Source organism: Delftia sp. DS1230, assembly GCF_040112715.1.
Classification (GTDB): domain Bacteria; phylum Pseudomonadota; class Gammaproteobacteria; order Burkholderiales; family Burkholderiaceae_C; genus Comamonas; species Comamonas tsuruhatensis.
This window is the reverse complement of record NZ_CP157763.1, coordinates 4845655-4871590: the sequence shown is the minus strand read 5'-3', so window position 1 is coordinate 4871590 and position 25936 is coordinate 4845655. Positions and strand designations below refer to the sequence as shown.

At 66.5% G+C, this 25936-nt stretch carries 27 protein-coding genes; 11 read left to right on the top strand and 16 right to left on the bottom strand.

Annotated features, from left to right (window positions below; all coding sequences use genetic code 11):
- Window positions 1–75: 75 nt before the first annotated feature.
- Genes rpoZ through AAN986_RS21930 form a run of 3 tightly spaced genes read right to left on the bottom strand, consistent with a single transcriptional unit; the run spans window position 76 to window position 1865 of the window.
- Entirely contained in the window at window positions 76–279 is a 204-nt protein-coding gene (gene rpoZ, locus AAN986_RS21940) for a DNA-directed RNA polymerase subunit omega (protein WP_016450310.1), read from the bottom strand.
- Window positions 280–297: 18 nt separating this feature from the next.
- Window positions 298–927, bottom strand: coding sequence for a guanylate kinase (gene gmk / locus AAN986_RS21935; RefSeq protein WP_016450311.1), 630 nt, complete (start codon window positions 925–927; stop codon window positions 298–300).
- Window positions 928–971: 44 nt separating this feature from the next.
- Window positions 972–1865: a YicC/YloC family endoribonuclease gene (locus AAN986_RS21930; protein WP_017407182.1), complete on the bottom strand. Its 894-nt coding sequence runs from the start codon at window positions 1863–1865 to the stop codon at window positions 972–974.
- Window positions 1866–1954: 89 nt separating this feature from the next.
- Between AAN986_RS21930 and AAN986_RS21925 the strand changes: the two genes are divergently transcribed.
- The 4 genes from AAN986_RS21925 to hemW all read left to right on the top strand — a co-directional run bounded on the left by AAN986_RS21925 (window position 1955) and on the right by hemW (window position 5831).
- Window positions 1955–2986 (top strand): serine/threonine-protein kinase, encoded by a 1032-nt coding sequence (locus AAN986_RS21925; protein ID WP_016450313.1) that lies wholly within the window; start codon window positions 1955–1957, stop codon window positions 2984–2986.
- Window positions 2983–3888 (top strand): protein phosphatase 2C domain-containing protein, encoded by a 906-nt coding sequence (locus tag AAN986_RS21920; RefSeq protein WP_016450314.1) that lies wholly within the window; start codon window positions 2983–2985, stop codon window positions 3886–3888. Before AAN986_RS21925 ends, AAN986_RS21920 begins: the two co-directional genes overlap by 4 nt.
- A gap of 99 nt (window positions 3889–3987) precedes the next feature.
- Window positions 3988–4590: an RdgB/HAM1 family non-canonical purine NTP pyrophosphatase gene (gene rdgB, locus AAN986_RS21915; RefSeq protein WP_016450315.1), complete on the top strand. Its 603-nt coding sequence runs from the start codon at window positions 3988–3990 to the stop codon at window positions 4588–4590.
- On the top strand, window positions 4587–5831 hold the full coding sequence (gene hemW / locus AAN986_RS21910; protein ID WP_047218988.1) for a radical SAM family heme chaperone HemW: 1245 nt from the start codon (window positions 4587–4589) through the stop codon (window positions 5829–5831). The genes rdgB and hemW overlap by 4 nt, the downstream gene beginning before the upstream one ends.
- Window positions 5832–5907: 76 nt before the next feature.
- Here the strand turns inward: hemW and AAN986_RS21905 are convergent, their stop codons facing one another.
- The 5 genes from AAN986_RS21905 to AAN986_RS21885 all read right to left on the bottom strand — a co-directional run bounded on the left by AAN986_RS21905 (window position 5908) and on the right by AAN986_RS21885 (window position 11093).
- Window positions 5908–6264 carry an I78 family peptidase inhibitor gene (locus AAN986_RS21905; protein WP_047218987.1) on the bottom strand — a complete coding sequence of 119 codons (357 nt, stop codon included), beginning with the start codon at window positions 6262–6264 and terminating at the stop codon, window positions 5908–5910.
- A gap of 175 nt (window positions 6265–6439) precedes the next feature.
- The gene (locus AAN986_RS21900; RefSeq protein WP_349335484.1) at window positions 6440–8044 is read right to left on the bottom strand and encodes an SPOR domain-containing protein; all 1605 of its coding nucleotides are present in this window, start codon (window positions 8042–8044) and stop codon (window positions 6440–6442) included.
- 98 nt (window positions 8045–8142) lie between these two features.
- A complete protein-coding gene (gene fahA / locus AAN986_RS21895) occupies window positions 8143–9459 on the bottom strand; it encodes a fumarylacetoacetase (RefSeq protein WP_047218985.1) in 1317 nt (438 codons plus the stop codon).
- A gap of 75 nt (window positions 9460–9534) precedes the next feature.
- Window positions 9535–10353, bottom strand: coding sequence for a 3-hydroxybutyrate dehydrogenase (locus AAN986_RS21890; RefSeq protein WP_047218984.1), 819 nt, complete (start codon window positions 10351–10353; stop codon window positions 9535–9537).
- Window positions 10350–11093, bottom strand: coding sequence for a GntR family transcriptional regulator (locus AAN986_RS21885; RefSeq protein ID WP_016450321.1), 744 nt, complete (start codon window positions 11091–11093; stop codon window positions 10350–10352). Before AAN986_RS21885 ends, AAN986_RS21890 begins: the two co-directional genes overlap by 4 nt.
- 176 nt (window positions 11094–11269) lie before the next feature.
- Between AAN986_RS21885 and AAN986_RS21880 the strand changes: the two genes are divergently transcribed.
- Window positions 11270–13567: a hypothetical protein gene (locus tag AAN986_RS21880; protein WP_349335483.1), complete on the top strand. Its 2298-nt coding sequence runs from the start codon at window positions 11270–11272 to the stop codon at window positions 13565–13567.
- Window positions 13568–13638: 71 nt separating this feature from the next.
- Window positions 13639–14754, top strand: a complete 1116-nt coding sequence (locus AAN986_RS21875; protein WP_016450323.1) for a 3-deoxy-7-phosphoheptulonate synthase — start codon at window positions 13639–13641, stop codon at window positions 14752–14754.
- 351 nt (window positions 14755–15105) lie between these two features.
- Here AAN986_RS21875 and AAN986_RS21870 read toward each other — a convergent pair whose 3' ends face one another.
- From AAN986_RS21870 to AAN986_RS21860, 3 genes are all read right to left on the bottom strand, one after another.
- Window positions 15106–15561 (bottom strand): PaaI family thioesterase, encoded by a 456-nt coding sequence (locus AAN986_RS21870; RefSeq protein WP_016450324.1) that lies wholly within the window; start codon window positions 15559–15561, stop codon window positions 15106–15108.
- On the bottom strand, window positions 15554–16021 hold the full coding sequence (locus AAN986_RS21865; RefSeq protein ID WP_047218982.1) for a MerR family DNA-binding transcriptional regulator: 468 nt from the start codon (window positions 16019–16021) through the stop codon (window positions 15554–15556). The genes AAN986_RS21870 and AAN986_RS21865 overlap by 8 nt, the downstream gene beginning before the upstream one ends.
- An 84-nt stretch (window positions 16022–16105) precedes the next feature.
- Complete coding sequence (locus AAN986_RS21860; protein WP_047218981.1) at window positions 16106–16888, bottom strand: SDR family oxidoreductase; 783 nt, start codon at window positions 16886–16888, stop codon at window positions 16106–16108.
- Between the two features lie 66 nt (window positions 16889–16954).
- Here AAN986_RS21860 and AAN986_RS21855 point away from each other — a divergent pair, with 66 nt between their 5' ends.
- Complete coding sequence (locus AAN986_RS21855; RefSeq protein ID WP_047218980.1) at window positions 16955–17902, top strand: LysR family transcriptional regulator; 948 nt, start codon at window positions 16955–16957, stop codon at window positions 17900–17902.
- Window positions 17903–18064: 162 nt separating this feature from the next.
- On the opposite strand, the gene dbpA is transcribed toward AAN986_RS21855, so the two are convergent.
- From dbpA to AAN986_RS21830, 5 genes are all read right to left on the bottom strand, one after another.
- Window positions 18065–19465 carry an ATP-dependent RNA helicase DbpA gene (dbpA, locus tag AAN986_RS21850; RefSeq protein WP_016454517.1) on the bottom strand — a complete coding sequence of 467 codons (1401 nt, stop codon included), beginning with the start codon at window positions 19463–19465 and terminating at the stop codon, window positions 18065–18067.
- Between the two features lie 341 nt (window positions 19466–19806).
- Window positions 19807–21483: a hypothetical protein gene (locus AAN986_RS21845; RefSeq protein WP_016450329.1), complete on the bottom strand. Its 1677-nt coding sequence runs from the start codon at window positions 21481–21483 to the stop codon at window positions 19807–19809.
- A gap of 246 nt (window positions 21484–21729) precedes the next feature.
- The gene (locus AAN986_RS21840; RefSeq protein ID WP_156179906.1) at window positions 21730–22164 is read right to left on the bottom strand and encodes a hypothetical protein; all 435 of its coding nucleotides are present in this window, start codon (window positions 22162–22164) and stop codon (window positions 21730–21732) included.
- A 96-nt stretch (window positions 22165–22260) separates the two neighbouring features.
- Window positions 22261–22710, bottom strand: coding sequence for a hypothetical protein (locus tag AAN986_RS21835; protein WP_156179903.1), 450 nt, complete (start codon window positions 22708–22710; stop codon window positions 22261–22263).
- A gap of 752 nt (window positions 22711–23462) precedes the next feature.
- Entirely contained in the window at window positions 23463–23720 is a 258-nt protein-coding gene (locus AAN986_RS21830) for a hypothetical protein (RefSeq protein WP_156179901.1), read from the bottom strand.
- 515 nt (window positions 23721–24235) lie between these two features.
- On the opposite strand from AAN986_RS21830, the gene AAN986_RS21825 reads away from it, so the two are divergent.
- From AAN986_RS21825 to AAN986_RS21810, 4 genes are all read left to right on the top strand, one after another.
- On the top strand, window positions 24236–24556 hold the full coding sequence (locus AAN986_RS21825; protein ID WP_241150403.1) for a hypothetical protein: 321 nt from the start codon (window positions 24236–24238) through the stop codon (window positions 24554–24556).
- Between the two features lie 25 nt (window positions 24557–24581).
- The gene (locus tag AAN986_RS21820) at window positions 24582–24896 is read left to right on the top strand and encodes a metalloregulator ArsR/SmtB family transcription factor (RefSeq protein ID WP_016454521.1); all 315 of its coding nucleotides are present in this window, start codon (window positions 24582–24584) and stop codon (window positions 24894–24896) included.
- Window positions 24893–25249, top strand: a complete 357-nt coding sequence (locus AAN986_RS21815) for an SRPBCC domain-containing protein (protein WP_016454522.1) — start codon at window positions 24893–24895, stop codon at window positions 25247–25249. The genes AAN986_RS21820 and AAN986_RS21815 overlap by 4 nt, the downstream gene beginning before the upstream one ends.
- 78 nt (window positions 25250–25327) lie before the next feature.
- A complete protein-coding gene (locus AAN986_RS21810) occupies window positions 25328–25933 on the top strand; it encodes an ATP-dependent Clp protease proteolytic subunit (protein WP_013803771.1) in 606 nt (201 codons plus the stop codon).
- Window positions 25934–25936 lie beyond the last annotated feature (3 nt).

The following is a 25936-nucleotide window of genomic DNA, read 5'->3' as shown; positions in this document are numbered from 1 at the left end:
TTGTGCAGGCTTCATGTAAAAAAAGCACCGCTGTGCGGTGCTCTTTGTGGGGCCATTGTGTTGCTTTGCAGCAAATCAGCCCGGAACCTTCTTCAGCATCTCGATGCCGACCTTGCCTTCGGCGATCTCGCGCAGCGCGGTGACGCCGGGCTTGTTCTTGGTTTCGATCTTGGGCGTGTGACCCTGGCTCAGCATGCGTGCGCGGTAAGTGGCGGCCAACACGAGCTGGAAGCGGTTAGGGATCTGCTCCAGGCAGTCTTCAACAGTGATGCGTGCCATCAGGATCTCCGGGAAACGTCAGTTGGGTTCAGAAATATTGAGAGACTCGAAGGTCTCTGCGCGGCGGCTGCGCTGAGCCGCATACTTGAGGCGCTGGGCGTGGATGATCGTCTTGAGATCAAACAGTGCGCTCTCGAACAATTCGTTGATTATAACGAAGTCGAATTTCGCCACCTGGGCCATCTCCTCGGCCGCGTTCTTCAGGCGCAGCTCGATCACCTCGGGCGCGTCCTCGCCCCGGTTTTCCAGGCGGGCACGCAGCTCGTCCCAGCTGGGCGGCAGGATGAAGATCAGCACGGCGTTCGGAAACGCTTGCTTGACCTGCAGTGCGCCCTGGTAGTCGATCTCCAGCAGCACGTCGGTGCCGACCTGGATGCGCTCTTCCAGCGCCTTCTTGGCCGTGCCGTAGCGGCGGCTGTGCACGTTCGCCCATTCGACGAAGGCGTTGTTCGACACCATGGCGTCGAACTCCTGGTCGGAGACGAAGTAGTACTCGCGGCCGTGCTTTTCCTGGCCACGCGGCGCGCGCGTGGTGTGGGAGACGGAAGGGGAGACGCGCGCATCGAACTCGCGCAGCGCGCGCACCAGGCTGGACTTGCCGGCCCCGCTGGGGGCCGAGACGACAAAGAGGTTTCCGGGGTAATCCATGGAATTTTGCGCAGTGTGTTCACGCATGGGCATCTGTGTTGGGCTTATTCGATGTTCTGCACCTGCTCGCGCATCTGCTCGATCAGCACCTTCATGTCCACGCTGATGCGGGTCAGCTCCAGCGTGGCGGACTTGGAGCCCAGCGTATTGGCTTCGCGGTGCAGTTCCTGGATCAGGAAGTCCAGGCGCTTGCCGATCTCGCCGCCCTTCTTGAGCAGGCTCTGGATCTCGTCCAGGTGCGAGTCCAGGCGGGTGACTTCCTCGGCCACGTCGATGCGGATGGCAAAGGCGGTGGCCTCGGTCAGGGCGCGGTCCTGGGCGGCTTCGGGCGCCACGGCGCCTTCGGCCAGGGCCATCGCTTCCTTCCAGCGCTCCATGAAGCGCAGGCGCTGCTGCTCCACGAGCTGGGGCACCAGGGGCGTGGCATCTGCCGCGAGCTTGCGCAGCTGCGCGATGCGGTCCAGCAGCATGGTGGCCAGGCGCTTGCCTTCGCGGGCGCGGGCCTCCAGCAGTTCGGTCAGGGCCTGCTCTGCCAGCGTGGGCAGCACGCTGCTCCAGTCAACGGCCGAGTTGCCGCTGCCGCTGGCCAGGCGCAGGGCGTCGGAGACGGACAGGCTGCGGGCGTCGGGCAGCCAGGACTGGACAGTGTCCTGGAGCATGGCCAGGCGCTGCAGCATGGCGGTGGAGGGGTCGGGCAGGGAGTTGCCGTCGTCGTTGTCGATGGCGGCGCGCACCTCGACCTTGCCGCGCTTGAGGCGGGCGGTCAAAAGGGCCCGCAAGGCTGGCTCATGCGCGCGCAGTTCGTCGGGCAGGCGGAACGAAAGATCCAGGAAGCGGCTGTTGACCGAGCGGATCTCCAGACCGAGCCGGCTGTTGCGGCCCGACGCTCCACCATCTTCTTCGGACGCGCCGTGCTGGGCACTGGCGTATCCGGTCATGCTGTAAACTGGCATTGGACTTTTGATGGATGCTTGCAATTGCCCGATTATCCGGGTTTCGCCCCATCCCTGAGACTCACCGGAGAAAAATGTCTTCCAAGATCAAGCCGGCGCCATTGCCGCCAGGCAGCACGATCGGCGGCTATCGGGTGGTGCGCAGGCTTGCTTCCGGCGGTTTCGGCGTCGTTTACCTGGCCTTGGATGCAGAGGGCAAGCAGGTGGCGATCAAGGAATACCTGCCCGCCTCGCTGGCCACCCGTGCCCCCGGAGAGCTGCAGCCCGCCGTGGCGCCCGAAAAACTTTCGCTGTACCGCCTGGGCCTCAAGAGCTTCTTCGAGGAAGGGCGTTCACTGGCGCAGATCTCGCACGCTTCCGTGGTCAGCGTGCTCAATTTCTTTCGCGAGAACGAAACCGTCTACATGGTGATGAACTACCTGGAGGGTGCCACCCTGCAGGACTTCGTCGTCACCGCGCGCGAGCTCAAGGCCGAGAAGGTGTTCCGCGAATCGACCATTCGCTCGCTGTTCGATGAGGTGCTGCGCGGCCTGCGCATCGTGCACCAGCACAAGATGCTGCACCTGGACATCAAGCCGGCCAACATCTTCATCACCAATGACGACCGTGCCGTGATGATCGACTTCGGCGCGGCGCGCGAGGTGCTGTCCAAGGAAGGCAACTTCATCCGCCCCATGTACACGCCGGGCTTTGCCGCGCCCGAGATGTACCGCCGCGACGCATCGCTGGGGCCCTGGACCGACATCTACGCCATCGGCGCCTGCATCTATGCCTGCATGCAGGGATTTCCGCCCAACGAGGCGCCGCAGCGCCAGGACAAGGACCGGCTCACGCTGGCGCTGACCAAGCTGCGCGGCGTGTATTCGGACAACCTCATCGAGGTGGTCGAGTGGTGCATGGCCGTGGACCCGGGATCGCGTCCGCAGTCGGTGTTTGCGCTGCAAAAGGAATTGAGCCGCGAAGGCGAGCGCCGCTACACCAAGCTCAGCGTCTCCGAGCGCATGCGCCTGCAGCTGGACACGCTGGTGACCGACGCCAAGAAGAACATGCAAAAGATCAGCGGCGCAGCGGGCCTGCCAGCCGTGGGCCAGGAGCGCAAGCCATGAGGTTTTCGGTATTCCAGCTGAGCCGCCGCGGCGGCCGTGCGCTCAATGAAGACCGCATGGGTTACTGCTACACGCGGGAAGCCGTGCTCTTCGTGCTGGCCGACGGCATGGGCGGCCATCCCGAAGGCGAGGTCGCCGCGCAGCTGGCGCTGCAGGTGATGTCCGTGCATTTCCAGCGCCAAGCCAAGCCGCTGCTCGAAGATCCGCAGGGCTTTTTGGTCGATGCGCTGCTGCACGCGCACCGGCAGATCCTGCGCTATGCCAGCGCCAAGGGAATGATCGACACGCCGCGCACCACGCTGGTCGCCGCCGTCATCCAGAAGGGCAAGATCACCTGGATCCATTGCGGCGACTCGCGCCTGTACCTGGTGCGCGGCGGCGAGCTGCTGGTGCGCACGCGCGATCACTCCTATCTGGAGATGGGCGAGATCGCGGCCCAGCTCAAGACATCGAGCCGCAACGTGCTGTTCACCTGCCTGGGCTCTCCGTCCAAGCCCATCTACGACGTGACCGAGCCGCGCCGGCTGGAGCAGGGCGACAAGCTGCTGCTGTGCTCCGACGGCCTGTGGGGCAGCGTGGACGAAGGGCACCTGCTGCGCACCCTGCACGGCCGCACCGTGTCCCAGGCCATTCCCCAGCTGGTCGATACGGCGCTGCGCAATGCGGGCGATGCCAGCGACAACGTCACGGCCATTGCCATGGAGTGGGAGACGCCAGACGCCTTCGAGTCCACCATGGGCATCTCCACCCAGGACATCGAGAACGACGCGTTTGAATCCACGATCCAGGGCGGGGCAATCGAAGACCTGGAAGATGAGCTCGACGACGCGGCCATCGAGCGCTCCATCGCCGAGATCAACGAAGCGATACGCCGCTCGGCCGAGCGCCAGTTCAAGCGCTGAATGCCGCTGCCGGCCCGCGGCAGCGGTGCCGTTGGCGCGCATGGACTACCGAACCTATTGACGACAAAGGGCGCACGGGCGCCCGACTGGATTTCTACGATGAAGATTGTGTTGGCCTCCAACAACCGCGGCAAGCTCGCCGAGCTGCAAGCCATGTTCGCCCCGCTGGGGGTGGAGCTGATCCGCCAGGGCGACCTGTTCGAGGGCGAGGCGCCCGAGCCGCATTGCACCTTTGTGGAGAACGCGCTGGCCAAGGCCCGTTTCGCAGCCGAGCGCACCGGCCTGCCCGCCATTGCCGACGACGCCGGCATGTGCGTCTCGCACTTCGGCGGGCTGCCGGGCGTGGATACGGCCTATTACTGCACGCAGTTCGGCTACGAGAAAAGCGACGACAACAACGTGCGCGCCCTGCTGGAGCAGATGCAGGGCGTGGCCGACCGCCGCGCCGCCATGGTCAGCACCCTGGTGGGCGTTCGCAGCGCAAAGGATCCCGAACCGCTGATCGCCATGGGCCGCGTGCTCGGCGAGATCACCACCGAGCGCCGTGGCACGCAGGGCTTCGGATTCGACCCCGTGATGTACATCCCCGAGCTGGGCCAGACCTTCGCCGAGATGGACCCGGCCGTGAAGCACGCGCACAGCCACCGCGGCCGCGCCACGCTGCAGATGATCGAACTCGTGCGCGAGCGCTGGGTGCGATGATTCCCATCCAGCCCCAGGATTCGGCCGCCGGCGCCCAGGCCGCCGTGCAGCGCGACATCCAGCACTACATGCGCCCCGGCACGCTGCAGCTGGGCAGCCTGCCGCCGCTGTCGCTGTATGTGCACCTGCCCTGGTGCATTCGCAAGTGCCCGTACTGCGACTTCAACTCGCATGAGCACGGCCGCGACGGCCCCGAGCTGCCCGAAGACCGCTACATCGATGCCCTGGTCGCCGACCTGGAGAGCGCGCTGCCGCTGATCTGGGGCCGCACCGTGCACAGCATCTTCATCGGCGGCGGCACGCCCAGCCTGTTCGCGCCCGAGTCCATCGACCGGCTGCTGGCCGCCATCCGCGCGCGCCTGCGCATGGAGGCCGACTGCGAGATCACCATGGAGGCCAACCCCGGCACCTTCGAGACCGACCGCTTCCGCGCCTTCCGCGCGGCCGGTGTCACGCGGCTGTCCATTGGCGTGCAGAGCTTTGACGACCGCCTGCTGCAGGCCGTGGGCCGCGTGCACGACGGCGCCCAGGCGCGTGCGGCCGTGCGCGAGGCGGCCGACAGTTTCGAGACCTTCAACATCGACCTGATGTACGCGCTGCCCGGCCAGACCGAACTGGACCTGGCGCGGGACCTGGACGTGGCCCTGTCCTTCGCGCCGCCGCACCTGTCGGTCTATCACCTGACCATCGAGCCCAATACGTATTTCGCCAAGTTTCCGCCTGCCATCCCCGAGGACGACCTGGCCTACGACATGCTGGACCGCATCACCGCGCGCACCGCTGCCGCGGGCATGCAGCGCTACGAGATCTCGGCCTATGCGCGTGAGGGCCACCAGTGCTGGCACAACCGCAACTACTGGCAGTTCGGCGACTACCTGGGCATAGGCGCGGGCGCGCACAGCAAGCTCAGCTTTGCGCACCGCATCGTGCGCCAGGTGCGCTTTCGCGATCCCGCGCGCTATATGGACCAGGCCTTGGCCGGCGCGCCGCTGGCGCAGGACGGCGAGGTGCGCCGTGCCGACCTGCCCTTCGAGTACATGCTCAACGCGCTGCGCCTGCGCGAAGGCTTTGCGCTGCAGGACTTCATGGAGCGCACGGGCCTGCCGCTGTCGTCCATCGCCAAGGGGCTGGACGCCGCTCAGGCCAAGGGCCTGATCACGCGCGACCTGGGCCGGGTGGTGCCTACGGAGCGGGGCTTTGACTTCCTCAGCGACCTGCAGGAGCTGTTCCTGGCCGAGTGAGCGGGCCGACGACGATTGAAAAAGGACGCCTCGGCGTCCTTTCTTCATCCAGCGCCACAGCGCAATCGGTCGGCGATCAGCCGCAGCGCACGGCCACGATGCGGCCTGTGCCGTCGACCACCAGGTTCAGGCGTTCCTGGTTGAACTCCATCGTCGTTGGCTGGCCTTCGCGCAGCACGCGGGCCATGTAGGCGCCCGACTGCTTGCGGGCGGCCTCCAGCGTGGCCGAGGTATTGCTCTTGCCCACGAAGGACTGCGCCGATGCCGCATTGCAGACCTGCACGGGGCGCGGGGCCGGCTGCGCCCCACCGCCGCCGCTGCTGCCACCAAAGGGATTGCCCATGCCGGCGCAACCCGCAACCAGGGTGGTGGCGCCCAGCAGGGCCAGGGCGGCAAGGCGGCGGTGCAGGGCTGGGGTGGTGATCGTCGGCATGGTCTGTCTCCTCAATTCAGGGGGTGTGTGCTGCGCAGTATCAGGGCGGGCGCTGGCGCATCGCCTCGGACAACGCCGCATACCTTAGCCGGGCTCGGGCGGTGCCATTGGCATGCGGAAGTAACAGGCGGCAGCAAAGGCATCACGAAGGCATTGCCAAGGTGCTGCCAGGGCATCACCGCCGCGCGCTGCGGCCTTCCGCGGGGGCGTGGTGGAAGACCGTGGCCTCCAGGCCCATGGCGCGTATCCTGGCCGCCGCCTGATCGGCGCTGCGCTGCTTGGCAAAGGGGCCCGAGCGCACGCGCACGATCTCGCCCTTGTTGCTGTGCAGGGTCTGGCTGAGCGTGGGCAGCTTGGCTTTCTCCAGCCGCTCCACCACGCGCCCGGCATTGGCGGCTTCAGAGAACACGCCGATGTTGATGTAGTAGTTGCCCGGCTCCAGAGCCGCCGAGGCAGGCTTGGCAGGTGCCGGGGCCTTTGCGACGGGTTCGGCAGGCTTGGCAGGCTTGGCTGGTTTGGTTTCAGCCGCCACCTTGGAGGGCTTGGCGGGCGCTGGCGTGGCTGCGTGCACGGACGCTGGTGCAGGTGCAGGTGCAGGTGCAGGTGCTTTGGCTGGCACCAACGCGGCCTTGACGGGAATGGCTGCCGCTGCAGTGGCAGCGACGGCACCCGCAGCGCCGGCCGCGGCCACTACGGGCATGGGTTCGACCGTGCCGGAGACGGTGCTGCCGGCAGCGGGCAAGGGCGCTTGCGGATCAGGGCGCGCCTCGGTCTGGGCAACCGGCTCTTGCGGCTGGGGCGTGGGGGCGGGAGTGGGAGCAGGAGTGGGGGCGGGTGTGGACGCCGGTTCCGTCCTTGGTGCTTCAACGGCAGGTACGGCTGCGGCGGGCGTTGGCGCCACGGCTGGTGCAGCTGGCGAAACTGGTGCAGCGGCCGGTATGGCTTCGGACGGGATCACCTCGGACGGAATCACCTCGGTCTGTGCTGCCATGAAATGTGGCATGCCCGACAGCGTCCAGATGCCTGCACCGGCAGCGGCGGCAAGCACCGCACCGGCCGCCACGGCCAGGCGTTTGCGCAGGGGCGTGGCCGCGCGGCGGGCCAGGCGTTCGTGCGCTGCGGCCATGTTGGGAGCCTCGCCAATGGCTTGCAGTGTGAGGCGGCGCACATGGTGCCAGTACAGGGCATTGGCGCCCAGGCCGGGAATGGCAATCGCCATCAGCACCAGCGTGGCATCGATGCCGTGGGCAATGGCCGGGGGCAGGCCCAGCGCGGTGCGCAGCAGCAGGCCCCAGACCAGGCCCGTGCCGCCAGCGGCCAGCGCGTAGAGGCCGCCCTCTTGCCACAGCCCGCGCAGCCCGCACCAGGGCAGGGTGAACAGGCCTGCGGCCAGGTTCCAGGTGGGCAGGGGCTTGCCCAGTGCGTCGAAGCGCTCGAACAGCCGCAGGTAGTAGTCGCGCGAGGGCTCGCCAATCAGGCTGGCGTACAGGCCGGGCATCAGGCCTGCTCCCTGGCCACCGGTGAAGCTGGTCGTGCCGGAATTCGTGCCGGAACTTGCGCCGGGGGCCGCCCTTTCGTCGGCGGCCGGGCCGTCATCGCCGTGCTGCAGCGCATAGGCTGCGGCGGCGAAGGCGCTGGCGATCGAGGGCGGCAGCTTGCTGGGGCTCTTGGCGGTGCCGGGCTCGGCAAAGGCGGGCTCCTGCCGTGCAGGGGCCGCCTGCCTTCCGAAGTCGATGGTGGCGGGAGGTGCTGAGAGGGCTTCTTCCGATGGGGCGGGCATGTCAGCAATTGTGTCATGCACTCGTGGCTGTCGGAATCACGACATTCGTGGCTATCGATCGGGCGAATCCATCGCGCCCGATCGATCGGCGGCTGCTGTCAGCCCTGGCGCGCGGGCAGCACCGTGGCGCGGCACTCGCCGAAGCCGATGCGCGCGGCGCCCGGCTTCTCGCACCAGCCGCGCAGGATCACGGCATCGCCATCCTGCAGGAAGGTGCGGCTCTCGCCATTGGCCAGTGCCACGGGCTTCTTGCCGCCTTCGGTCAGCTCCAGCAGCGCACCGGCCTCGCTGGAGGTGGGGCCGGACAGCGTGCCCGTGCCCAGCAGGTCGCCGGGCTGCAGGTCGCAGCCGTTGACGCTGTGGTGGGCCACCAGCTGGGCCATGGTCCAGTAGGCGTGGCGGTAGCTGGTGTGGGTGATTTGCTGGGCGGCCTGGCCTTCGGCGCGCATGCGGCCGGTCTCCAGCGCCACGCTCAACTGCACGTCGAACGCGCCGCGCTCGGAATTGGCGGGCGAGCTGAGGTAGGGCAGGGGCTGGGGATCTGTGGCGGGCCGCGTGAAGGCCGTGCGGTAGGGCTCCAGCGCCTCCAGCGTCACGATCCAGGGCGAGACCGTGGTGGCGAAGTTCTTCGACAGGAAGGGGCCCAGCGGCTGGTATTCCCAGGCCTGGATGTCGCGCGCCGACCAGTCGTTGAGCAGGCACAGGCCGAAGATGTGGTTCTCTGCCTCGTCCATGGAAATCGCCTCGCCCCAGGCGTTGCCGGCGCCGGTGTAGATGCCCATCTCCAGCTCATAGTCCAGGCGTGCGCAGGGCTTGAGTGCGGGCGCGGCGGCGTCGGGCGCCTTCAGCTGGCCCATGGGGCGGCGGAAGTCCACGCCCGACACGCGCAGGCTGGACGCACGGCCGTGGTAGCCGATCGGCACCCACTTGTAGTTTTCCATCAGCGGGTTGTCCGGGCGGAACAGCTTGCCGACGTTGGTGGCGTGGTGTACCGAGGTATAGAAGTCCGTGTAGTCGCCGACCTGGGCCGGCACCGTGTATTCCACGTCGGACTGGGCCACCAGGCAATCCTGCATTGCCGCCTGTGCGGCAGCGCCTTCGCGCAGCGCGCGCGACAGCGCCAGGCGCAGGGCCGACCAGGCGGCCGGCCCCATGGCCATGAAGCCGTTCAGGCGCTGCTGCGAAGCGGCCTCCAGCTGCGGCTGCACGGCATCGCCCAGCGCCTTGAGGGCGCTTGCGCGCGCCAGGTCCAGCACCTGGTCGCCGATGGCCACGCCGCCGCGCCAGGCCTCCTGGCTGCCTGCGCGGCGGAACACCGCGTAGGGCAGGTTCTGGATGGGGAAGTCGCTGGCGCCGGTGTTGGCCGAGGCCACCCAGCTGCGCAGGCCTGCGTCATGGGTTTCGTTCAAGGACATCTGTCTCTCCTGGTTGGGTTTGTCTGTCGTTGGTATGAAAAGGGGTTTGGCGGGGCAGGGCGAGGCGTGGCGGGGTCAGGCGGCGGCAAAGCCGCCGTCCATGTTCCAGTGTGCGCCGCGCACCTGGGCGGCCTGCTCGCTGGCCAGGAAACCGGCCAGCGCCGCCATCTGCTCCACGGTCACGAAGGCCTGGGAGGGCTGCTTGGCGCCCAGCAGCTGGCGGGCCGCCGCGTCGGCATCCAGCCCCTCGCGCGCGGCCAGCGCATCGATCTGCCGTTGCACCAGCGGCGTCAGCACCCAGCCCGGGCAGATGGCGTTGCAGGTCACGGGCGTGGTGGCGAACTCCAGCGCCACCGACTTGGTCAGGCCGATCAGCCCGTGCTTGCTGGCCACATAGGCCGGCTTGCGCGCCACGCCCACCAGCCCGCTGACCGAGGCGATATTGATGATGCGGCCCCAGCCGCGCTCCAGCATCTGCGGCGCGCAGGCCTGGATGGCGTGGAAGGGCGCCGACAGGTTGACGGCCAGCAGCTCGTCCCACTTGCCGGCCGGGAATTCGAGCAGCGGGCTCACATGCTGCATGCCTGCGTTATTGACCAGGATGTCGATGGGCCCGAGCTCGGCCGCAATGCGATGCGCCAGCGGAGCGATGGCGCTGCCGTCGCGCAGGTCCAGTCCGTAGTGGCGCACCGGCACGCCATGCGTTTGGGCGATCTCGCGCACCAGCGCATCGGTCTCGGCAGAAGCGGCGGCCTGGCCATGCAGCGCGATGGCTGCGCCCTCGCTGGCCAGATGGCGCGCCACGGCCAGGCCGATGCCGCTGGTCGAGCCGGTGATCCAGGCCACGCGGCCCGCATGCGGGCGGCTGGCCGGGGTGGAGGGGGTGGGGTTCATTTCAGAAGATCCATTTCCATATGCACGTACTCGCTGAGAAAGCGCACCCGCGCCCAGTAGATCAGCAGCCCGTCGGCATTGCAGGCCCAGCGCAGCGCCTGCATCAGCGGCGTGCCCAGGGCCACGCCCAGGTGCTCGGCGGCCAGTTCGTCGGCCGGCGCCACGCTCAGGTGCTGGCGCGCCACGGCAATGCGCGAGGGGTCGCTGCTCAGGGCCACGGCCAGGGAACTGCGCTGCAGCTGGGCCTCGATCTCGGGGAACAGTTCCTGCTCCAGGTACAGCTGCGACAGGCAAAACCGCGCCGCGTCATGGTCGTACACGCGCAGCAGGTGCACGTAGGCGGGGGCCATGCGGCCCACGTCGGGGAAGCCTTCGGGAATCGGCGGCAGGCAGTCCCGCCCGGTGTGCAGGGTGATCTGGCCGATGTGGGCGCCAAAGGCCACCAGCTCCTTCCAGCTGGTGGGCAGCAGAAAGGACGGCGGCTTGTAGGGCGCCGCAATCACCCGCGTGCCGCCGCGCTTGCGCGTGAGCAGCAGGCCCTCTGCCACCAGGGCGCCCAGCGCCATGCGCACCGTGGTGCGCGACACGCCATGCAGCGCCTGCAGCTCCTGCACCGTGGGAATGGCGCTGCCTACGGGCCAGGCGCCCGTGGACACCTTGCTGCGGAACAGCCGCGCCAGCTGCAGGTGCAGCTTGTCCCGGCCTTGTTGAGGGGCCGACGCGGTGGAGTTGGAGGGCATGAAGGCAATAAAGTATCTATTCAGTGCTTTTATTTTTGCACAAAGCAATAGCCCTGACAGCCTGCACTGACGCCCGTCGTTGACAAATGTCTTCAATTGACCAGGCCGAATGACTTTTAAACTGCGGCCCTTTTTCCGTTTTTCGAACGTTGGCCAGAGCGGCCGTTGGGTATTTCATGCAGCAGCAACATGCTTGGGAGTTTTTTCGCGCCGGTGGAGTGGACCAGGTGGTCATCCGCACCGGGCAGGACATTGCGCACATCGGCGAGCTGGACCAGAAGCTGTGGGTGGCCCTGGCCTGCCCCACGCGCGGCATCGAGTTCGACAGCGACACGCTGGACCTGATCGACGAAGACAAGGACGGCCGCATCCGCCCGCCCGAACTGATCGCCGCCTGCCAATGGGCCGTGGCGCGCGTGCGCGACCCGCAGGTGCTGGCCGATGGCGGCGACGTGCTGCAACTGTCCAGCCTGGAGCGCGACAGCGAGCAGGGCGCCTTGCTGCATGCCGAGGCCGAGCGCATGCTGGCCCTGTCCGGCCAGGCCGGCGGCGCCGCGCTGAGCCTGGCCCAGGTGCGCGAGCGCCTGGCCTCCCTGGCGGCCATGCGCTTCAATGGCGACGGCATCGTCAGCCCCGCCACGGCCGAGGGCGACAAGGCACTGGCCGAGCTGATCGAACGCATTGGCAAGGCCTACGGCACCGCTGCCGGCGCCGACGGCGTGGCCGGCATCGCGCGCCAGCAGGCAGAGGCCTTCTATGCGGACCTGCGCGCACTGCGCGACTGGCATGCGGGCGCCGAGGCCCTGGGCTGCGGCATTGCCGAGCGCGACCAGGCCCTGGCCGCCGCCCGCGCCGTGGACGCGGTCCAGCCCAAGGTGGACGACTTCTTCGCACGCACACGCCTGGCCGCCTTCGACACGCGCGCGCAGGACCCGCTCAACCCCTCCGTGGAGGGCTATGCCGCCCTGGGCCGCGAGGTGCTGGACAGCGGCGCCCAGGCCATTGCCGCGCTGCCCCTGGCCGCCGTGGCGGCCGATCGCGCGCTGCCGCTGACGCAGGGGGTCAACCCCGCATGGGCCGGCGCGCTGCAGGCGCTGCGCGAGCAGGCCGTGCAGCCCGTGCTGGGCGAAGACCTGCAGGAGATCACCGCCGCGCAGTGGGAGCAGGTCAAGGCCGCGCTGCAGCCCTGCCGCCAATGGCTGGCGGCCCGGCCCGCCACGCCGCTCGATGCCCTGTCTCAACAGGAGGTGCAGGCGCTGCTGGACGGCGGCCAGGAAGCCGCGCTGCTGGACCTCATCGCCCAGGACGAGTCCGAGAAGGAACACAGCCTGCAGGCCGTAGCGCTGGAAAAATTGATCCGCCTGCAGCGCGACCTGCTGGCGCTGCTCAACAACTTCGTCTCGTTCAGCCTCTTTTACCGGCGCGAGGGCGCGGCCTTCCAGGCCGGCACGCTCTACCTGGATGCCCGCAGCTGCGACCTGACCGTTGAAGTGAGCGACACGGCTGCACATGCCGCGCTGGCCGGCCGTGCCAAGACCTGCCTTGCCTACTGCGAGCTCAGGCGCGAGGGCAAGAAGAAAGCCATCGTCGCGGCCTTCACGGCGGGCGACGTGGACTTTCTCTTCGTGGGCCGCAACGGCGTGTTCTATGACCGCGCGGGCAACGACTGGGACGCCACCATCGTCAAGCTCATCGAGAACCCCACCAGCATCGGCCAGGCCTTCTTCCTGCCCTACAAGAAATTCCTGCGCATGGTGGAGGAACAGGTGGCCAAGCGCGCCTCGGCCAAGGAAGAAGGCGTGACCGCCAGCCTGGGCACGCAGGCCGGCCAGCTGGTCACGGCGCCCGGCACCGCTGCGGCCAACGCCACAGCCGCCACGGCTGCGGCCGCCCCGCGCAAGACCGATGTGGGCACCGTGGCCGCCCTGGGCGTGGCCCTGGGCTCCATCAGCGCCGTGCTGGTGGGCATCTTCGGCAAGTTCATCGACCTGGGGCCCTGGATTCCCGTGGCCCTGGTCGGCCTCATCGCGGCCATCTCCGGGCCCAGCATGATGATTGCCTGGCTCAAGCTGCGCCAGCGCAGCCTGGGGCCCATCCTGGACGCCAGCGGCTGGGCCATCAACGGCCGCATGCGCATCAACCTGCCGCTGGGCCGCAGCCTGTCGCAGACCGCCAAGGTGCCGGTGGGCGCGCGGCGCACGGCGGGCGATCCCTATGCGGAAGGCAATGGCCTGCGCAACACCCTGGTGGCGCTGGCCGTGGTGGCCTTGCTGGCACTGATGGCCTGGCGCCTGCACTGGGTCGATGGCCTGCTGCCCGCCGGCTGGCAGTACGGCGCGGCACCGGCCGCTGTGCCGGCTGCGCCAGAGTCCGCACCTGCGCCTGCGCCAGCAGCGGCACCTGCACCTGCACCTGCACCTGCACCTGCACCTGCACCTGCACCTGCACCTGCACCTGCAGCGGCGGCTCAGTAAGTCGATGCCAGGGGCGGGCAAGCCACTTGCCCCGCCCCGGTCGGGAAACCTCAAGGCGCGACAATAGCGCCATGACCACCCCCACCCACGTACAACGCAGTGCCGTGCCCCTGAGCACGCACGACACCACCCGCATCGACGACCTGCGCATCAAGGCCGTGCGCCCCCTGATCACCCCGGCCCTGCTGCAGGAATGGCTGCCCGCGCCCGAAGCCGCGCAGCAACTGGTGGAAACCAGCCGCGCCGCCATCTCGGACGTGCTGCAGGGCCGGGACGACCGGCTCATCGTCGTCGTCGGACCCTGCTCCATCCACGACCACGACCAGGCCATGGACTATGCGCGCCAGCTCAAGGCCCAGGCCGACGCCCTGGCCGGCGAGCTGCTCGTGGTCATGCGCGTCTACTTCGAGAAGCCCCGCACCACCGTAGGCTGGAAGGGCTACATCAACGACCCGCACCTGGACGGCAGCTTCGCCATCAACGAAGGCCTGGAAATGGCCCGCGCCCTGCTGCTGGACGTGCTGGCCCTGGGCCTGCCCGTGGGCACGGAATTCCTGGACCTGCTGTCGCCGCAATTCATCAGCGACCTGGTCAGCTGGGGCGCCATCGGCGCGCGCACCACGGAAAGCCAGAGCCACCGCCAGCTGGCCAGCGGCCTGTCCTGCCCTGTGGGCTTCAAGAACGGCACGGACGGCGGCGTCAAGGTGGCCAGCGACGCCATCCAGGCGGCCAGCGCGCCCCACGCCTTCATGGGCATGACCAAGATGGGCCAGTCTGCCATCTTCGAGACCCGCGGCAATGGCGACTGCCACGTCATCCTGCGCGGCGGCAAGCAGCCCAACTACGGCGCCGAGCATGTGCAGGCCGCCTGCGCCCTGCTGGAAGGTGCGGGCCTGCGCCCGCAGGTCATGATCGATGTCTCCCACGCCAACAGCAGCAAGCAGCACCGCCGCCAGATCGATGTGGCGGCCGACGTGGCCCAGCAGATCGCCGGTGGCGATGCCCGCATCACGGGGCTGATGATCGAAAGCCACCTGCAGGAAGGGCGGCAGGACATCGTGGACGGCCAGCCGCTGGCGCATGGCGTGTCCGTGACCGATGCCTGCATCAGCCTGGAGCAGACTGTGCCTGTGCTGCAGCAGCTGGCTGCGGCGGTGAAGGCGCGGCGGGCGAAGCTGCGGGGGTGAGCTTTTAAAGAGGGGGTGTCTGCCTGGGGACTGTTTTTCTGACCCTGCCGGGCGGTTGCTTTTCGAGGCCGGGCCTCGGCCCGGCGGCCGACTGCCCTTTCTTGATTCGCCAAGAAAGGTCAGATCAAAGAAGGCGACCCGGATGTCCGCGACCCTCCGCTTCGCTGCGGGCAACCTGCGTCGTGGCGGTTGCGGGGTTTGCCGCAGAACTCGCTTTGCGCTTCGCGCGCCGCTCAAACAACTGCGGCAAGTCAGTTGACAAAGCAGTCCTGTCCTTCGGCAGGACTGCAACCCCGCAACCGCCACGACGCAGGCGCTGACATACGGGGTGGGGAGGCGGCGGGGGCGCCCTCAGGCCCGCACGGGCCTGGGCTCCAGATTGCGCGCCGTGCCCAGCCAGGTCGCGCAATGCGTTTCATGACCATCCTCGGCCACCGCGAACAGGTCGGCTGCGCAGATGCTGAGCACGCGGCCGGCATCCACCACGCGGCCGCGCGCCCGCAGGTGGGTGCCGCGTGCGGGGGCGAAGAGCTTCACGCTGCCGTCCACCGTGGCATTGGCCCAGCCGGCAGGCAGCAGTGAACCTGCGGCCGACACCGCCGCAAAGTCGCCCAGTGCAAAGACCGCCGTGGCCTGCAACTGGCCCGGCTGAAAGCACAGGGCATCGGCAATGGGCATCTCCAGCTCGGTGGCTCCGGGCTCGGCACGCACGAAGCGCAGGCCCAGGGTGCGAGCCATGGGCATGGCCAGCACGGCGTTCTGCAGCGCCTGGGTGGATGGGGTGGGGTGGGTGGTCGGCTCAGTCATGGCCTGTCTCCTTCGTGGTGGGTGAAGCGGCACGGCGCACGCGCGGCCAGGGCGCGGCGGGTTTGTCGGGGGTGCTGGCTGGGGTCGGTGCCGTCTGCGCCAGATCCCGCTCGGCCTGGCGGGCGCGCAGCCACTGCACATGGTCCAGGGCCTGGGCGCGCTGGGCCTGCAGCGCAGCGATCTGTTCGTCTATCTCCTGCACGCGCTGCTGCACGGCATCGGCCAGGTCACCGGGACCTATGCGCCCCGCACGCCAGGCGCGCAGGTTCTCCGCAATGCGCGGCAGCCCGAACCCCAGCGCGCGGGACATGGCGATGAACACCACCTCGCGCCGGGCCGAGCGCGGATAGTCGCGGTAGCCATTGGGCAGGCGCCGGGGCTTGAGCAGGCCCGCGCGCTCGTAGTGCCGCAGCGCGTGGATGGAGACGCCCGTGAGCCGGGCGAGTTCGGAGATCAGCATGTGCCAAGGCTAGCAAGGCTCGTGCTGGGCTAGGGTTGGGAAGGGGACAGGTTTTTTTTTATCGCTGTCTCTTGCCAGTCGTCTTCAAGCCGGCTGCGCGGCAGGCCTCATCACGCGCGCCGTGAACCGGGCCATGAACTCGCGCGTGACAATGCGCCCGCCCAGGGCCGTCAGGTAGTTGGCGCAGCCGTGCACCACCGATGCGCGGTTGTCGTCGAAGGCTTTCAGCCCCAGGCGAACCACGTCTTCGCTGGATGCTTTTTTCCCGAAGGATGCGGCCTCGCCGGCGCGGGCGAAGAACGCCGTGTCGGTAGCGCCCGGGCACAACGCCAGCACACGCACGCCGCGTGGCCGGTACTCGGCCCAGAGCGCTTCGCTGAACGAAAGGACGAAGGCCTTGGTCGCGGCGTAGACCGCCATGTACGGGACCGGCTGAAACGCTGCCGTGGAGGCGATGTTGATGACGCCGCCCTGGCGCTGCTCCAGTGCGGGGAGCAACAGGTGCGTCAGCTCCACCAGGGCGCCCACATTCAGATCGATGGCCTCCCGCTGCATGGCCAGCGCCAGTTCATCAAACCTGCCGTGGCTGCCGAAGCCGGCGTTGTTCACCAGCAGATCCGGCAGCAGGCCCTTGGCGCTGACGGTATCGAAGACCCGCCGGGCCGCCCCGGGTGCGGCCAGGTCCTCCACCAGGAACTCGGCGCCGGGCAATTCGCTGGCGAGCTTTTCGAGCCTGTCGCGGCTGCGCGCGATCAGCACGACTTTGGCGCCACGGCGGGCAAGCTCCCTGGCGAATACTTCACCGATGCCCATGGAGGCGCCGGTCACCAGGACGGTTTTCTGGGAGAAATCAAAAGGGGTTTTCATGCACTCGAGTATTGCGACGGGGTGCCCGGCTGGGAATGGGCAGCGCTGGTAAGCTGATTTGCATTCATGAAAAACCAACCGCCCACCACCTGGGATGACCTGCGTGTGCTCCTGGCGCTTCACCGCCACCAAAGCCTGCTTGCCGCAGGCGCTGCCCTGGGCCTGTCCACCTCCACCGTCGCGCGGCGCATCGAGGCGCTGGAGCAATCCCTGGGCCGCGCCCTGGTACACCGCAGCAGCGCAGGGACGACGGTGGAGCCCGATGCGATGGAACTGGTGGAACTGGCCGAGCAATTCGAGCTGGGACTGGGCGGCATCAAGCGCGACGACCGGCCCGCTGAGAAGGCCCATGCGCTGACCGGCACCATCCGCGTCAGCATGGGCGAAGGCTTCGTGAAGCCGGTGACCGCCGTGCTCTCGCAGTTGAGAAGCGCGCACCCCGGGCTGCATATCGAAGTGGCCGTGGAGTCGCGCTTCACGGATGTCGGGCGGCGCGAAGTGGACGTTGCGCTCCGGGTCGGGCGCTCCAGCTCGGCCGTGGTGGTGGAGAAATGGGCGGGGCAACTGACGTTTGGCCTGTACGCCTCGCACGGCTATGTCGAGCAGCGCCTGCCGGGTCGCCGCCTGCGCGTGCAGGACTTCGCCAGCCACGACTTCGTGGGACAGGACCTGGCCACCGGCCGGCAGGACGCCTCCAACCTGTGGCTGGCCAGCCGGGGCGCCACCCGGTTCGTCTTTCGATCCGGCTCCGACCTGGCCCGCCAGGAGGCCACGGAGCAAGGCCAGGGCATCTGCCTGCTGCCCGACGCCATGGCCCATGCCGTGCCCGGCCTGGCACGGCTGGAGGTGGACGCGCCACTGCCGTCCTGCCCGGTGTACCTGGCCTATCACCGCGACCGCCGCAACGTGCCGGGCGTGCGGGCAGTGATCGACGCGCTGGGCGCGGCGCTGGCCGAAGGGCTGCAGCCGCCCGTAGAAAAAGCCGAAGCGGCCAACCCTGCCGCGCAGTCATGACAGGCCCGGTCTTTCCAGACCTTTCAAGGCGAGGGCGCGGCCGACGGACCCGGTGAGCAGCCAGGACCATCGTTGGCCGTCGATCCCAACGAAACAAGAATGGGCAGTGGCTGGCGCGAAACGACCCGTTGTGGTCGTTCGTGCCTCGGCGCCTGCAACCCCTCAATCCTTGAGCAAGCGCGCCTTCACCGTTCGCCCCTTGATCTTTCCGCTATTGAGCCGGGCAACCACGTCATGCGCAATCTTGCGGTCCACGGCCACATAGGTTGCGAACTCGTTGATGTCGATCTTGCCCACTTGCTCGCGGGTGTAGCCCAGGTCTGCGGTGAGCGCGCCCAGCACATCGCCCGGGCGGATCTTGTCCTTGCGGCTGGCATTGATGTGGATGGTGGCCTTGGATGGCAGGAGCCGGCCGCCGGGAGTCGGCGTCAGCTCGTCCAGCGGGTACCAGACGGATGGGCTGCCCTGCATCTGCTCGATGTTTCCGACCGCGCCCATTTCGTCCATCGTCGCAAGACTCAGGGCCAGGCCTTTCTGGCCGGCGCGGCCTGTGCGGCCGATGCGGTGCACGTGCACTTCAGGGTCGGGCGTGATGTCCACGTTGATGACGGCGCCCAGGTTGGTCACATCCAGCCCGCGAGCCGCCACATCGGTGGCGACCAGCACGGAGCAACTGCCGTTCACGAAGCGCACCAGCACCTGGTCACGGTCACGCTGCTCCAGATCGCCGTGCAGCTCCAGCGCGCTGTAGCCCTGGGCCTGCAGCAGCTCGGCAAGGGCCCGGCAGCGCGCCTTGGTATTGCAGAAGGCCAGCGTGCTCTCGGGCCGGAAATGCTCCAGCAGGCGAGCCACCGCAGGCAGCCGCTCTTCCTTGTCCACCTCGTACCAGCGCTGCTCGATCTGCTCGCCGCTGTGCTGCGCGGCGACCTTGACCGTGACCGGGTCACGCATGAATCGCGCGGCCAGCTTGGCGATGCCTTCAGGGTAGGTTGCGGAGAACAGCAAGGTCTGGCGCTGCGGGGGGCACTGCTTGGCGACCTTGGCGATGTCATCGACGAAACCCATGTCGAGCATGCGATCCGCTTCGTCAAGCACCAAGGTGTTCAGCGAATCAAGGTTCAGATTGCCCCGGTCCAGGTGATCGATCACACGGCCGGGCGTGCCCACGATCACGTGCGCGCCGTTCTCAAGGCTCGCGTTCTGGCCGCGCAGCGGAACGCCGCCGGACAGGGTCACCACCTTGACATTGTCTTCCGCACGCGCCAGGCGGCGAATCTCGGTCGTCACCTGATCGGCCAGCTCGCGGGTGGGGCAGAGCACCAGGCCTTGCACCGAGAAATTGCGCGTATCCAGCTTGGCCAGCAGCGCCAGGGCAAAGGCTGCGGTCTTGCCGCTGCCGGTCTTCGCCTGAGCGATCACATCCTTGCCTTCAAGCGCAGGGGGCAGGCTGGCGAGCTGAATCGCCGTCATTTCAAGGTAGCCGAGCCGCTCAAGATTGGCGAGCGTCGCAGGCGAAAGCGCAAGTTTGTCGAAGGAATGGGGGGAAGCCGAGGGTGCAGTCATGGCGGCATTTTAGTTTTGGCGCTCTCAGGACCGGGGCGCGGCACGCTGGTCACTGAGAAAGAACAGGGGCTTGCTGGGCCATTGCCGGCATGTGCGAGAAGACGGCCAGCGGGGTGTTGACGGCATGGATGGCAAGAGGTCTGCCGTGGGGCTAACAGATAGCAACCAGCCTGAAGCTGCCGGCCAGCAGTCGGCTGGCGACCCATTGCGGTCTTCGAAGCAAATTCAAAAGCGGTCGTCCAGAGCACCCCAGTTTCGAAGACCTGCGGCCGCATCGGCATAACTCAATGCAAGCCTGAAGGCTCTTGCAAACGTTGGCTGGCGAGCGGTCGGCTGGCCTACTACCGGCCGCGCTTCTCCAAAATCGCGATGAGTTCTGCGTCGACCTCGTCCGGCACTTGGTTCTGTCGATGGCGAAGTCGTTCAACTACCGTGCCGGTCGGGGGATGGCTGTCCCACGCCTCGCGGCTCCAGTCGCCCCGCAGCAAGATGTCCCAGTAGATCTCGCCTTTCGTGCTATCCACCAGATCGCCTGCGTCATCGGGGGCTGCGCCGTAGCTCAGCAGCAGCGCCGCCAGCGGTAGGCAGATCGGGCGCATCTCGCTGCCGCGACCGCACAGCAGCAGCGCAACGGCACCGAGCAGCGAGCCGCGCCAGTACAGACGCTTGTAGCGGAAGTCAGCGTCAATGCCGCTGCCCGTCAATTTGTGCAAGCACAGGCGCACAGGCATGTTGGCGTCTAACCCCTGGGCAAGCAGCCCGGCCAAGAAATCCAAGATCAACTGACCATCGCGCGCCGGGACGAAGTGTCGGTCGCCGTTCAGTGGGACGTCGGCCATGAGCGCCCGCTCCTTGGCGTCGAAAATGCCAACTAACACCTCGCGCTGAAACGCATCGGGCTCCATCCAGAACGCGGCGCTGGCACCGTTGGTGAGCAACTCATTGGCCAGGGTCAGCGGCTGGCAACCCATCGTCGGGTGGCGCATGACGTTACGCAGCAGGGAGGTGGGGCGGTCATCCCACAGCGGGGTGTCCAGATTCACCCCTGCGGCGACCAACTCGGCAACGGTTCCTGCGTCGCGCTCCTGCCAGTACAGGCGCTCCAGGCGGCGCTGATCGCTCATGGCCGGCGGCGCAACGGAGCGCGCGCCCAGTGTCTCCAGCACGGCCAGCACGTCCAGCCGGTCCTTAAAGAAACTCACACTGTTGAAGAGAAGGCTGCCCCTCACCTGCTCCGGGTGCAGGGCCCAGCGGATCTGCGCGTTGACGTCCACGCCCTCGCGAGAAGCCAGCAAGGCCAGCAGTTCGGGATGTTCGCAGAGCGCGCGCAGCACACACTCCGAGCGCCACAGCGCCACGGGGTCGGCTTGTGGCGCCTGCACGAGCGTGCGCAGCAGTGCCGGAGTGTTCTTGCCGCCGTAGCTCTGCACCACCTCTGCGACCTCGTCGACCCAGGCCAGGCAGGCGATTAGGTCGACGTTCGCGTCCAGCAGCGCCGACACCGCCTTGCCTAGCCGGGCCTTGGCCGCATGCACCAGAAGCGGCGTGCCATCGACTACGGCATTCTTCGGTGCGCCGGCCTTGATGGCCTTGGCGAAGGCAGCCTCCTTGCCGTCCAGCAGCAGCTCCAGCAGCTCCTCCTCCTCAGTCAGCATCGGCGCCGGGAAGGCCTTGGCAGCAACCTTTTTGCCGCCTTGGTAATGCAGCGTTCGCGTTTCGCCGACCTGCCCGTACCAGATGCGCACTCGGATGTGCGTCGCGCCGGCGTCGTGCAGTGCCTGGATATGCGCCTTCTCCAATTCGTCACCGGATGAGGTGTCAATCACGAAGCGCAGCGTCTCGCCCCGCAGCGACGTACTGGTCACGAAGGGCTTCTCCCAGTCGTCGAAGCAAGCTTGCAGCGGCGCGGGCCACTGGTCGGCGAACTGGCCGACTGCGGTCTGGAGGTGACCGTGCAGCGCGGAGAGCATAAGGGCATCAGCGCCGATGCAGGTAAAGGTCAGGATGTTGGAAGACATGAGGGGGGTGTAGACAGGCGAGAAGGCGTCTGAGGCGCCATTGTGTCCAAGCTCGGTGCCCGTTAGCTTGACACTTTGTCCACACACCCATATCCAGCCTTTGCGACTTTCAATCGACGTTGCAAATTCGGCTTTAGATTTGACTATCGGATAGAAGCAATGTCCGCTCTTGGCCGGTTGACGATGTTCACTGCACAGCCCTGGATCTTGGTTGCATCAGTGATGGACGCTTGTTGACTGGCCACCTCAAATCCGCCGCCCGGTCGCTTGGCGCTCCAAGATGGCGTGGAGCAAATCGTCGACGGCAATGCGGCCCGTCGCCTCAACTTTCTTCGAGACCGCGGCCAAGTAGCATTCCCAATGCTCAGAAGGCTCTTCCCAGGGCATCTCGCGAATAGTCCACCAGCGGTCAAACACCTGAGTGGTGATGTCGTCGGAACCGAGGACGCGGCGGGCGTCGGGAGAAGAGGACAGGAACTCGTACTCACGAACGCGCGCAAGGTAGAGCAGTTTCACCGTCATGGCAACCGTCTCTTGGCACCAGGCCGACCTGTCGGCCCAGCTCCTGCTTGTCAGCACGGGCTGCAGAAGAATGTCCGCCTCAGTCGCCACGAGTACTGATGGGAAGGTGGCCAGCGCAACTGCTGATGGCTCAATCTGGAAATAGGTGGTGTGCTTCACGAGGTCCAATACCCGCGTCAAATGTCAGTTTGAAGGGGAGATTTTGCCTGTGCGGCAGGCGACCGGTTGTGGCCGTTTTGAAGCTCTAGACCTGAATCAGCCACTTGCATACTGCGATGCCTCAGGAAAGCTTCCCGTTCGCAGGTGCTCGCTTGTCACCGTGTGCGCTGCCCGCTGGAAGCGCTTACCTCCCTCATCGCCGACCATCGGCCTCAACAAGCTGGCTCGCGAGGAGACCTTGTCAATGCGAAAAAGTCCGCGTTGTTGGCCGGTGAGCATGAGGCGCCCTTTTCTACGGGGGTCATCGCCCCAGACGTCGGCGAAAAATACGTAGTCGACGTACTCACTGGTCTCTTTTTCTCGAAGAATTCCAAGCGACATCGCATCGAGTCGCGCAGCATCGCTGCTATTGGGGCCTGAGTTCATCATCGTATTGGTGGAGACTAAAGAAAAAACAGGAGGCAGCCGCGAAAAGTCCGCAGTTGGCAGAAAACAGCAGTCGGCCGTATTGACGGAATTCTGCCGTACGGCGCATAAAACAGACATCACTGGCTGTTCACATGCCGTCTAGCCACCCCTGCGAGTCCATGTATGCCATGAAGTCGCTCAGCCGGGCATAGTCGACATCTAGAGACACTCGATGACCGCCTTTGTGGTGTCGTTCAATCCCTCCGATGGCGAGCAAGCCCGGTGCATCCGCCAATGACTTCATCAGCGCGACTCTTTCCAGCGCCGGCTCTGCGAACGATAACTTCCGGTTCAGATATCGAGGTCCGAGTTTCATTGGTCTAATGTCCGCCTTTGGCTCTTTTGTACGGGGATGGTGAGCTGCCGGTTTTGGCCGAACTCGACCGGCCAGAAGGAAAGAGCAGGAACACACCGATTCTGCGATCGCTTCAGCACAATACCGGAAGCGCACTCAATGGCCCCCTGAACATGCCAAGAAGACACCGGTCGCTACAAGGAGGATGCTGACAAGTGCTATGCCTGCCCACCAGATGCGCGAATCACGCTTTGCGCATTTTTGGCATACACGTGCTGAAGTGGCCGAACCGGGACCTCCAGCTACACGAATAAAAACGGATTGCATAGGACCCAAGTTTGCGCCGCAACGAAAGCAATTCCAGGAGGAGATGATCTTCCTTGCTTTCCGGTAATTCCAACGGTCCCAGACGAAAACCCCTAAGAACACTACAGCAACGAGTGCAAAAAAGAGGAGATCTTTATTCATGATGCCGGGAGATGGTGGTGAAGATCAGGTTTTAGTCGCATGCTGTACTTTGCAAGCGCGCCTATTTTTACTTAACGACAAGGTGGCCGAGCAGACTGTCAATTTCTTCGTCTGTATGACCCTTGCCGTATCCTGCCATATCCCAGTGCCAAAGGGCTTGGACTTCGGGTGTTGCAATGTTCTGAAATATGTCTGCCGCAACCCATGCAACATCAGTGCGTTCGAGCTGGAAGCGCCGTGCAATAGCTCGCAATGCCACTGAAGGCCGACATGCTGTTAGCTCCGAGCGGGCGGTGGCAAGAATATCTGGCGTCACTTCGAACATATGGGTCTTAGGATACTCGGGCTGAAGGCTGACCGGCTGCTTCTGGTGGCTTGCCGTCGTCTGAGAAGAACAGCCTCCCTTCGAGATATCGATACGCAGCCAGCGATCTCTTGCCGCTTAATCCTGCCAACATGCCGTCATCGGGGCTGCAGTTGGTTCGCCCCTGCCGCCCAGCCACCAACCCAGCACAGCTTTTTTCGCCTGCGCCCGACCACCGCGAGCAAGCTTGCTCCACGCCAGGATCACTTCAGCAAGATCATCGTCCTCGCAGTAAAGGTAGGCAGTCGGCACTCCGAGGATTTGCGCAATCCGGTGAGACTTTTCCACGGGTGGCCGCCATCGTCGTATCCAAGCCGAAGACAACCATCCTGGCTTGCCTTCCGTTCTACGAATTCCGTAGAGACGCCCCTCGCCGATTCAACGAGCATCGCGGGATGCCTCATCATCCCGATCCTTCAACGGCTGCTTCTGGCGCGCCTCGGCTCGCCGACCTCGCCATCGACGCCGTCCTGCACATGGGCGCCGCGCTGGATGTGCTGGACCTGCACGCTCGCCACAAGGTCACGGCCATCAATTGCGTCTGCCGGGATCTGCTGCGCATCTACTACGTGAAGGCCGATCAGGCGCAGTCGCTGGAGCCGCAGGACAAGGAATTGCTGGGCCTGCTGCACGACACGGCGGTGAATCTGGGCTATGCCATCGAGGTGGTGGACCATCTGAATGGGGATGAGGCCGACGACCCCATCCTCTATGCCGTGAGCTATCTGCTCAAGGCGGCCAAGCGGTTTGCGGATGAGGGTGTGGCGGCGGGATTGGCGTGCGGGGCTTGCGTTTGAAATAAGTGGTTGCTAAAGTGTTGCCATGCCCGAGAACGACATCTTCAAGGCCCTGGCCGACCCTACGCGCCGCTCCATCTTCGAGAAGCTGGCCGCTGGCAGCATGCATGCCAGCGCGCTGCGCGAGGGGATGGATATCAGCCAGTCGGCCATGTCCCAGCATCTGGCCGTGCTGCGCAATGCGGGGCTGGTGAGCGAGCAGCGCCAGGGGCGCTTCATGCATTACGAGGTCGATCCCGAAGGGCTGGCGCAGATTGCGGGCTGGCTGGCGAAGTACCGCGCCTACTGGCCGCAGCGCGTGGATGCACTCAAGGGCCTGCTCAAGGACATGGACCAATGAACAAGATGAGCAATATGGACACCGACGATGCGGCCCGCGAGCTGGTGCAGGAGTACGCGCTGGACGCCCCGCCCGAGAAGGTCTGGCGCGCGCTGAGCATTCCCGAGCTGCGCGCGCAGTGGCTGCCGGGCACCGAGCATGCCGAGCCGCTGCTGCAGGTGCCGCAGCAGGAACTGCGCCTGCGGCTGCGCGAGGCGGAGCCGCCCTTTCTTGAAAGCACGGTGGACCTGCAGATCAGCCCCGGCGCCGATGGCGGCACGCTGCTGCGCATCGTCCATGTGCTGACCGATGCGCGGGTGCAGCCGGCCAGGGAAGCGGCCAACGACGGCGGCTTCCTGATGTACGCGACCTGAAACCCTGCCCGGGCAACGGGGCATGCGGCGCAGGGCCGCAGCCCTTTCTTTTTCACCACCACACACAGGAGTTCGCCCATGCGCGAATCGATGATGCTCGTCCCCATGGTTGTCGAACAGTCGGCGCGCGGAGAGCGGTCCTTCGACATCTACTCGCGCCTGCTGCGCGACCGCGTGATCTTTCTCAACGGCGAGGTCAACGATGCGGTCTCTGCCCTGGTCTGCGCGCAGCTGCTGTTCCTGGAGGCGGAGAACCCGGACAAGCCCATTCACCTCTACATCAACTCGCCGGGCGGGGTGATCACCAGCGGCCTGGCCATGTACGACACCATGCAGTTCATCAAGTCACCCGTGCACACGCTGTGCATGGGCACGGCGCGCTCCATGGGCTCCTTCCTGCTCATGGCCGGCGAGCCCGGCCACCGCATGGCCCTGCCCAACGCCAGCCTGCACGTGCACCAGCCGTTGGGCGGCGTGCAGGGCCAGGCCTCGGACATCCGCATCCATGCCGAGGAAATGCTGCGCACCAAGGACCGCGTGACACGCCTGTACGCCCAGCACTGCGGCCGCAGCTACGAAGAGGTGGAACGCGACCTGGACCGCGACCGCTTCATGACCGCAGAAGAAGCCCGCGAATGGGGCCTGATAGACAAGGTTCTGGACCGGCGCACGGTAACCCCCTGAGCC

What these genes read in the sequence shown, in the direction of transcription:
- gmk (WP_016450311.1), bottom strand. Translation starts at nt 927, where the DNA reads ATGGATTACCCCGGAAACCTCTTTGTCGTCTCGGCCCCCAGCGGGGCC.
- rpoZ (WP_016450310.1), bottom strand. Translation starts at nt 279, where the DNA reads ATGGCACGCATCACTGTTGAAGACTGCCTGGAGCAGATCCCTAACCGC.
- AAN986_RS21875 (WP_016450323.1), top strand. Translation starts at nt 13,639, where the DNA reads ATGACCACCCCCACCCACGTACAACGCAGTGCCGTGCCCCTGAGCACG.
- AAN986_RS21845 (WP_016450329.1), bottom strand. Translation starts at nt 21,483, where the DNA reads ATGTCTTCCAACATCCTGACCTTTACCTGCATCGGCGCTGATGCCCTT.
- AAN986_RS21930 (WP_017407182.1), bottom strand. Translation starts at nt 1,865, where the DNA reads ATGACCGGATACGCCAGTGCCCAGCACGGCGCGTCCGAAGAAGATGGT.
- AAN986_RS21810 (WP_013803771.1), top strand. Translation starts at nt 25,328, where the DNA reads ATGCGCGAATCGATGATGCTCGTCCCCATGGTTGTCGAACAGTCGGCG.
- AAN986_RS21860 (WP_047218981.1), bottom strand. Translation starts at nt 16,888, where the DNA reads ATGAAAACCCCTTTTGATTTCTCCCAGAAAACCGTCCTGGTGACCGGC.
- rdgB (WP_016450315.1), top strand. Translation starts at nt 3,988, where the DNA reads ATGAAGATTGTGTTGGCCTCCAACAACCGCGGCAAGCTCGCCGAGCTG.
- AAN986_RS21815 (WP_016454522.1), top strand. Translation starts at nt 24,893, where the DNA reads ATGAACAAGATGAGCAATATGGACACCGACGATGCGGCCCGCGAGCTG.
- fahA (WP_047218985.1), bottom strand. Translation starts at nt 9,459, where the DNA reads ATGTCCTTGAACGAAACCCATGACGCAGGCCTGCGCAGCTGGGTGGCC.
- AAN986_RS21820 (WP_016454521.1), top strand. Translation starts at nt 24,582, where the DNA reads ATGCCCGAGAACGACATCTTCAAGGCCCTGGCCGACCCTACGCGCCGC.
- AAN986_RS21825 (WP_241150403.1), top strand. Translation starts at nt 24,236, where the DNA reads ATGGGCGCCGCGCTGGATGTGCTGGACCTGCACGCTCGCCACAAGGTC.
- AAN986_RS21835 (WP_156179903.1), bottom strand. Translation starts at nt 22,710, where the DNA reads ATGTCTGTTTTATGCGCCGTACGGCAGAATTCCGTCAATACGGCCGAC.
- AAN986_RS21925 (WP_016450313.1), top strand. Translation starts at nt 1,955, where the DNA reads ATGTCTTCCAAGATCAAGCCGGCGCCATTGCCGCCAGGCAGCACGATC.
- AAN986_RS21890 (WP_047218984.1), bottom strand. Translation starts at nt 10,353, where the DNA reads ATGAACCCCACCCCCTCCACCCCGGCCAGCCGCCCGCATGCGGGCCGC.
- AAN986_RS21880 (WP_349335483.1), top strand. Translation starts at nt 11,270, where the DNA reads ATGCAGCAGCAACATGCTTGGGAGTTTTTTCGCGCCGGTGGAGTGGAC.
- hemW (WP_047218988.1), top strand. Translation starts at nt 4,587, where the DNA reads ATGATTCCCATCCAGCCCCAGGATTCGGCCGCCGGCGCCCAGGCCGCC.
- AAN986_RS21855 (WP_047218980.1), top strand. Translation starts at nt 16,955, where the DNA reads ATGAAAAACCAACCGCCCACCACCTGGGATGACCTGCGTGTGCTCCTG.
- AAN986_RS21865 (WP_047218982.1), bottom strand. Translation starts at nt 16,021, where the DNA reads ATGCTGATCTCCGAACTCGCCCGGCTCACGGGCGTCTCCATCCACGCG.
- AAN986_RS21870 (WP_016450324.1), bottom strand. Translation starts at nt 15,561, where the DNA reads ATGACTGAGCCGACCACCCACCCCACCCCATCCACCCAGGCGCTGCAG.
- AAN986_RS21830 (WP_156179901.1), bottom strand. Translation starts at nt 23,720, where the DNA reads ATGTTCGAAGTGACGCCAGATATTCTTGCCACCGCCCGCTCGGAGCTA.
- AAN986_RS21920 (WP_016450314.1), top strand. Translation starts at nt 2,983, where the DNA reads ATGAGGTTTTCGGTATTCCAGCTGAGCCGCCGCGGCGGCCGTGCGCTC.
- dbpA (WP_016454517.1), bottom strand. Translation starts at nt 19,465, where the DNA reads ATGACTGCACCCTCGGCTTCCCCCCATTCCTTCGACAAACTTGCGCTT.
- AAN986_RS21905 (WP_047218987.1), bottom strand. Translation starts at nt 6,264, where the DNA reads ATGCCGACGATCACCACCCCAGCCCTGCACCGCCGCCTTGCCGCCCTG.
- AAN986_RS21885 (WP_016450321.1), bottom strand. Translation starts at nt 11,093, where the DNA reads ATGCCCTCCAACTCCACCGCGTCGGCCCCTCAACAAGGCCGGGACAAG.
- AAN986_RS21900 (WP_349335484.1), bottom strand. Translation starts at nt 8,044, where the DNA reads ATGCCCGCCCCATCGGAAGAAGCCCTCTCAGCACCTCCCGCCACCATC.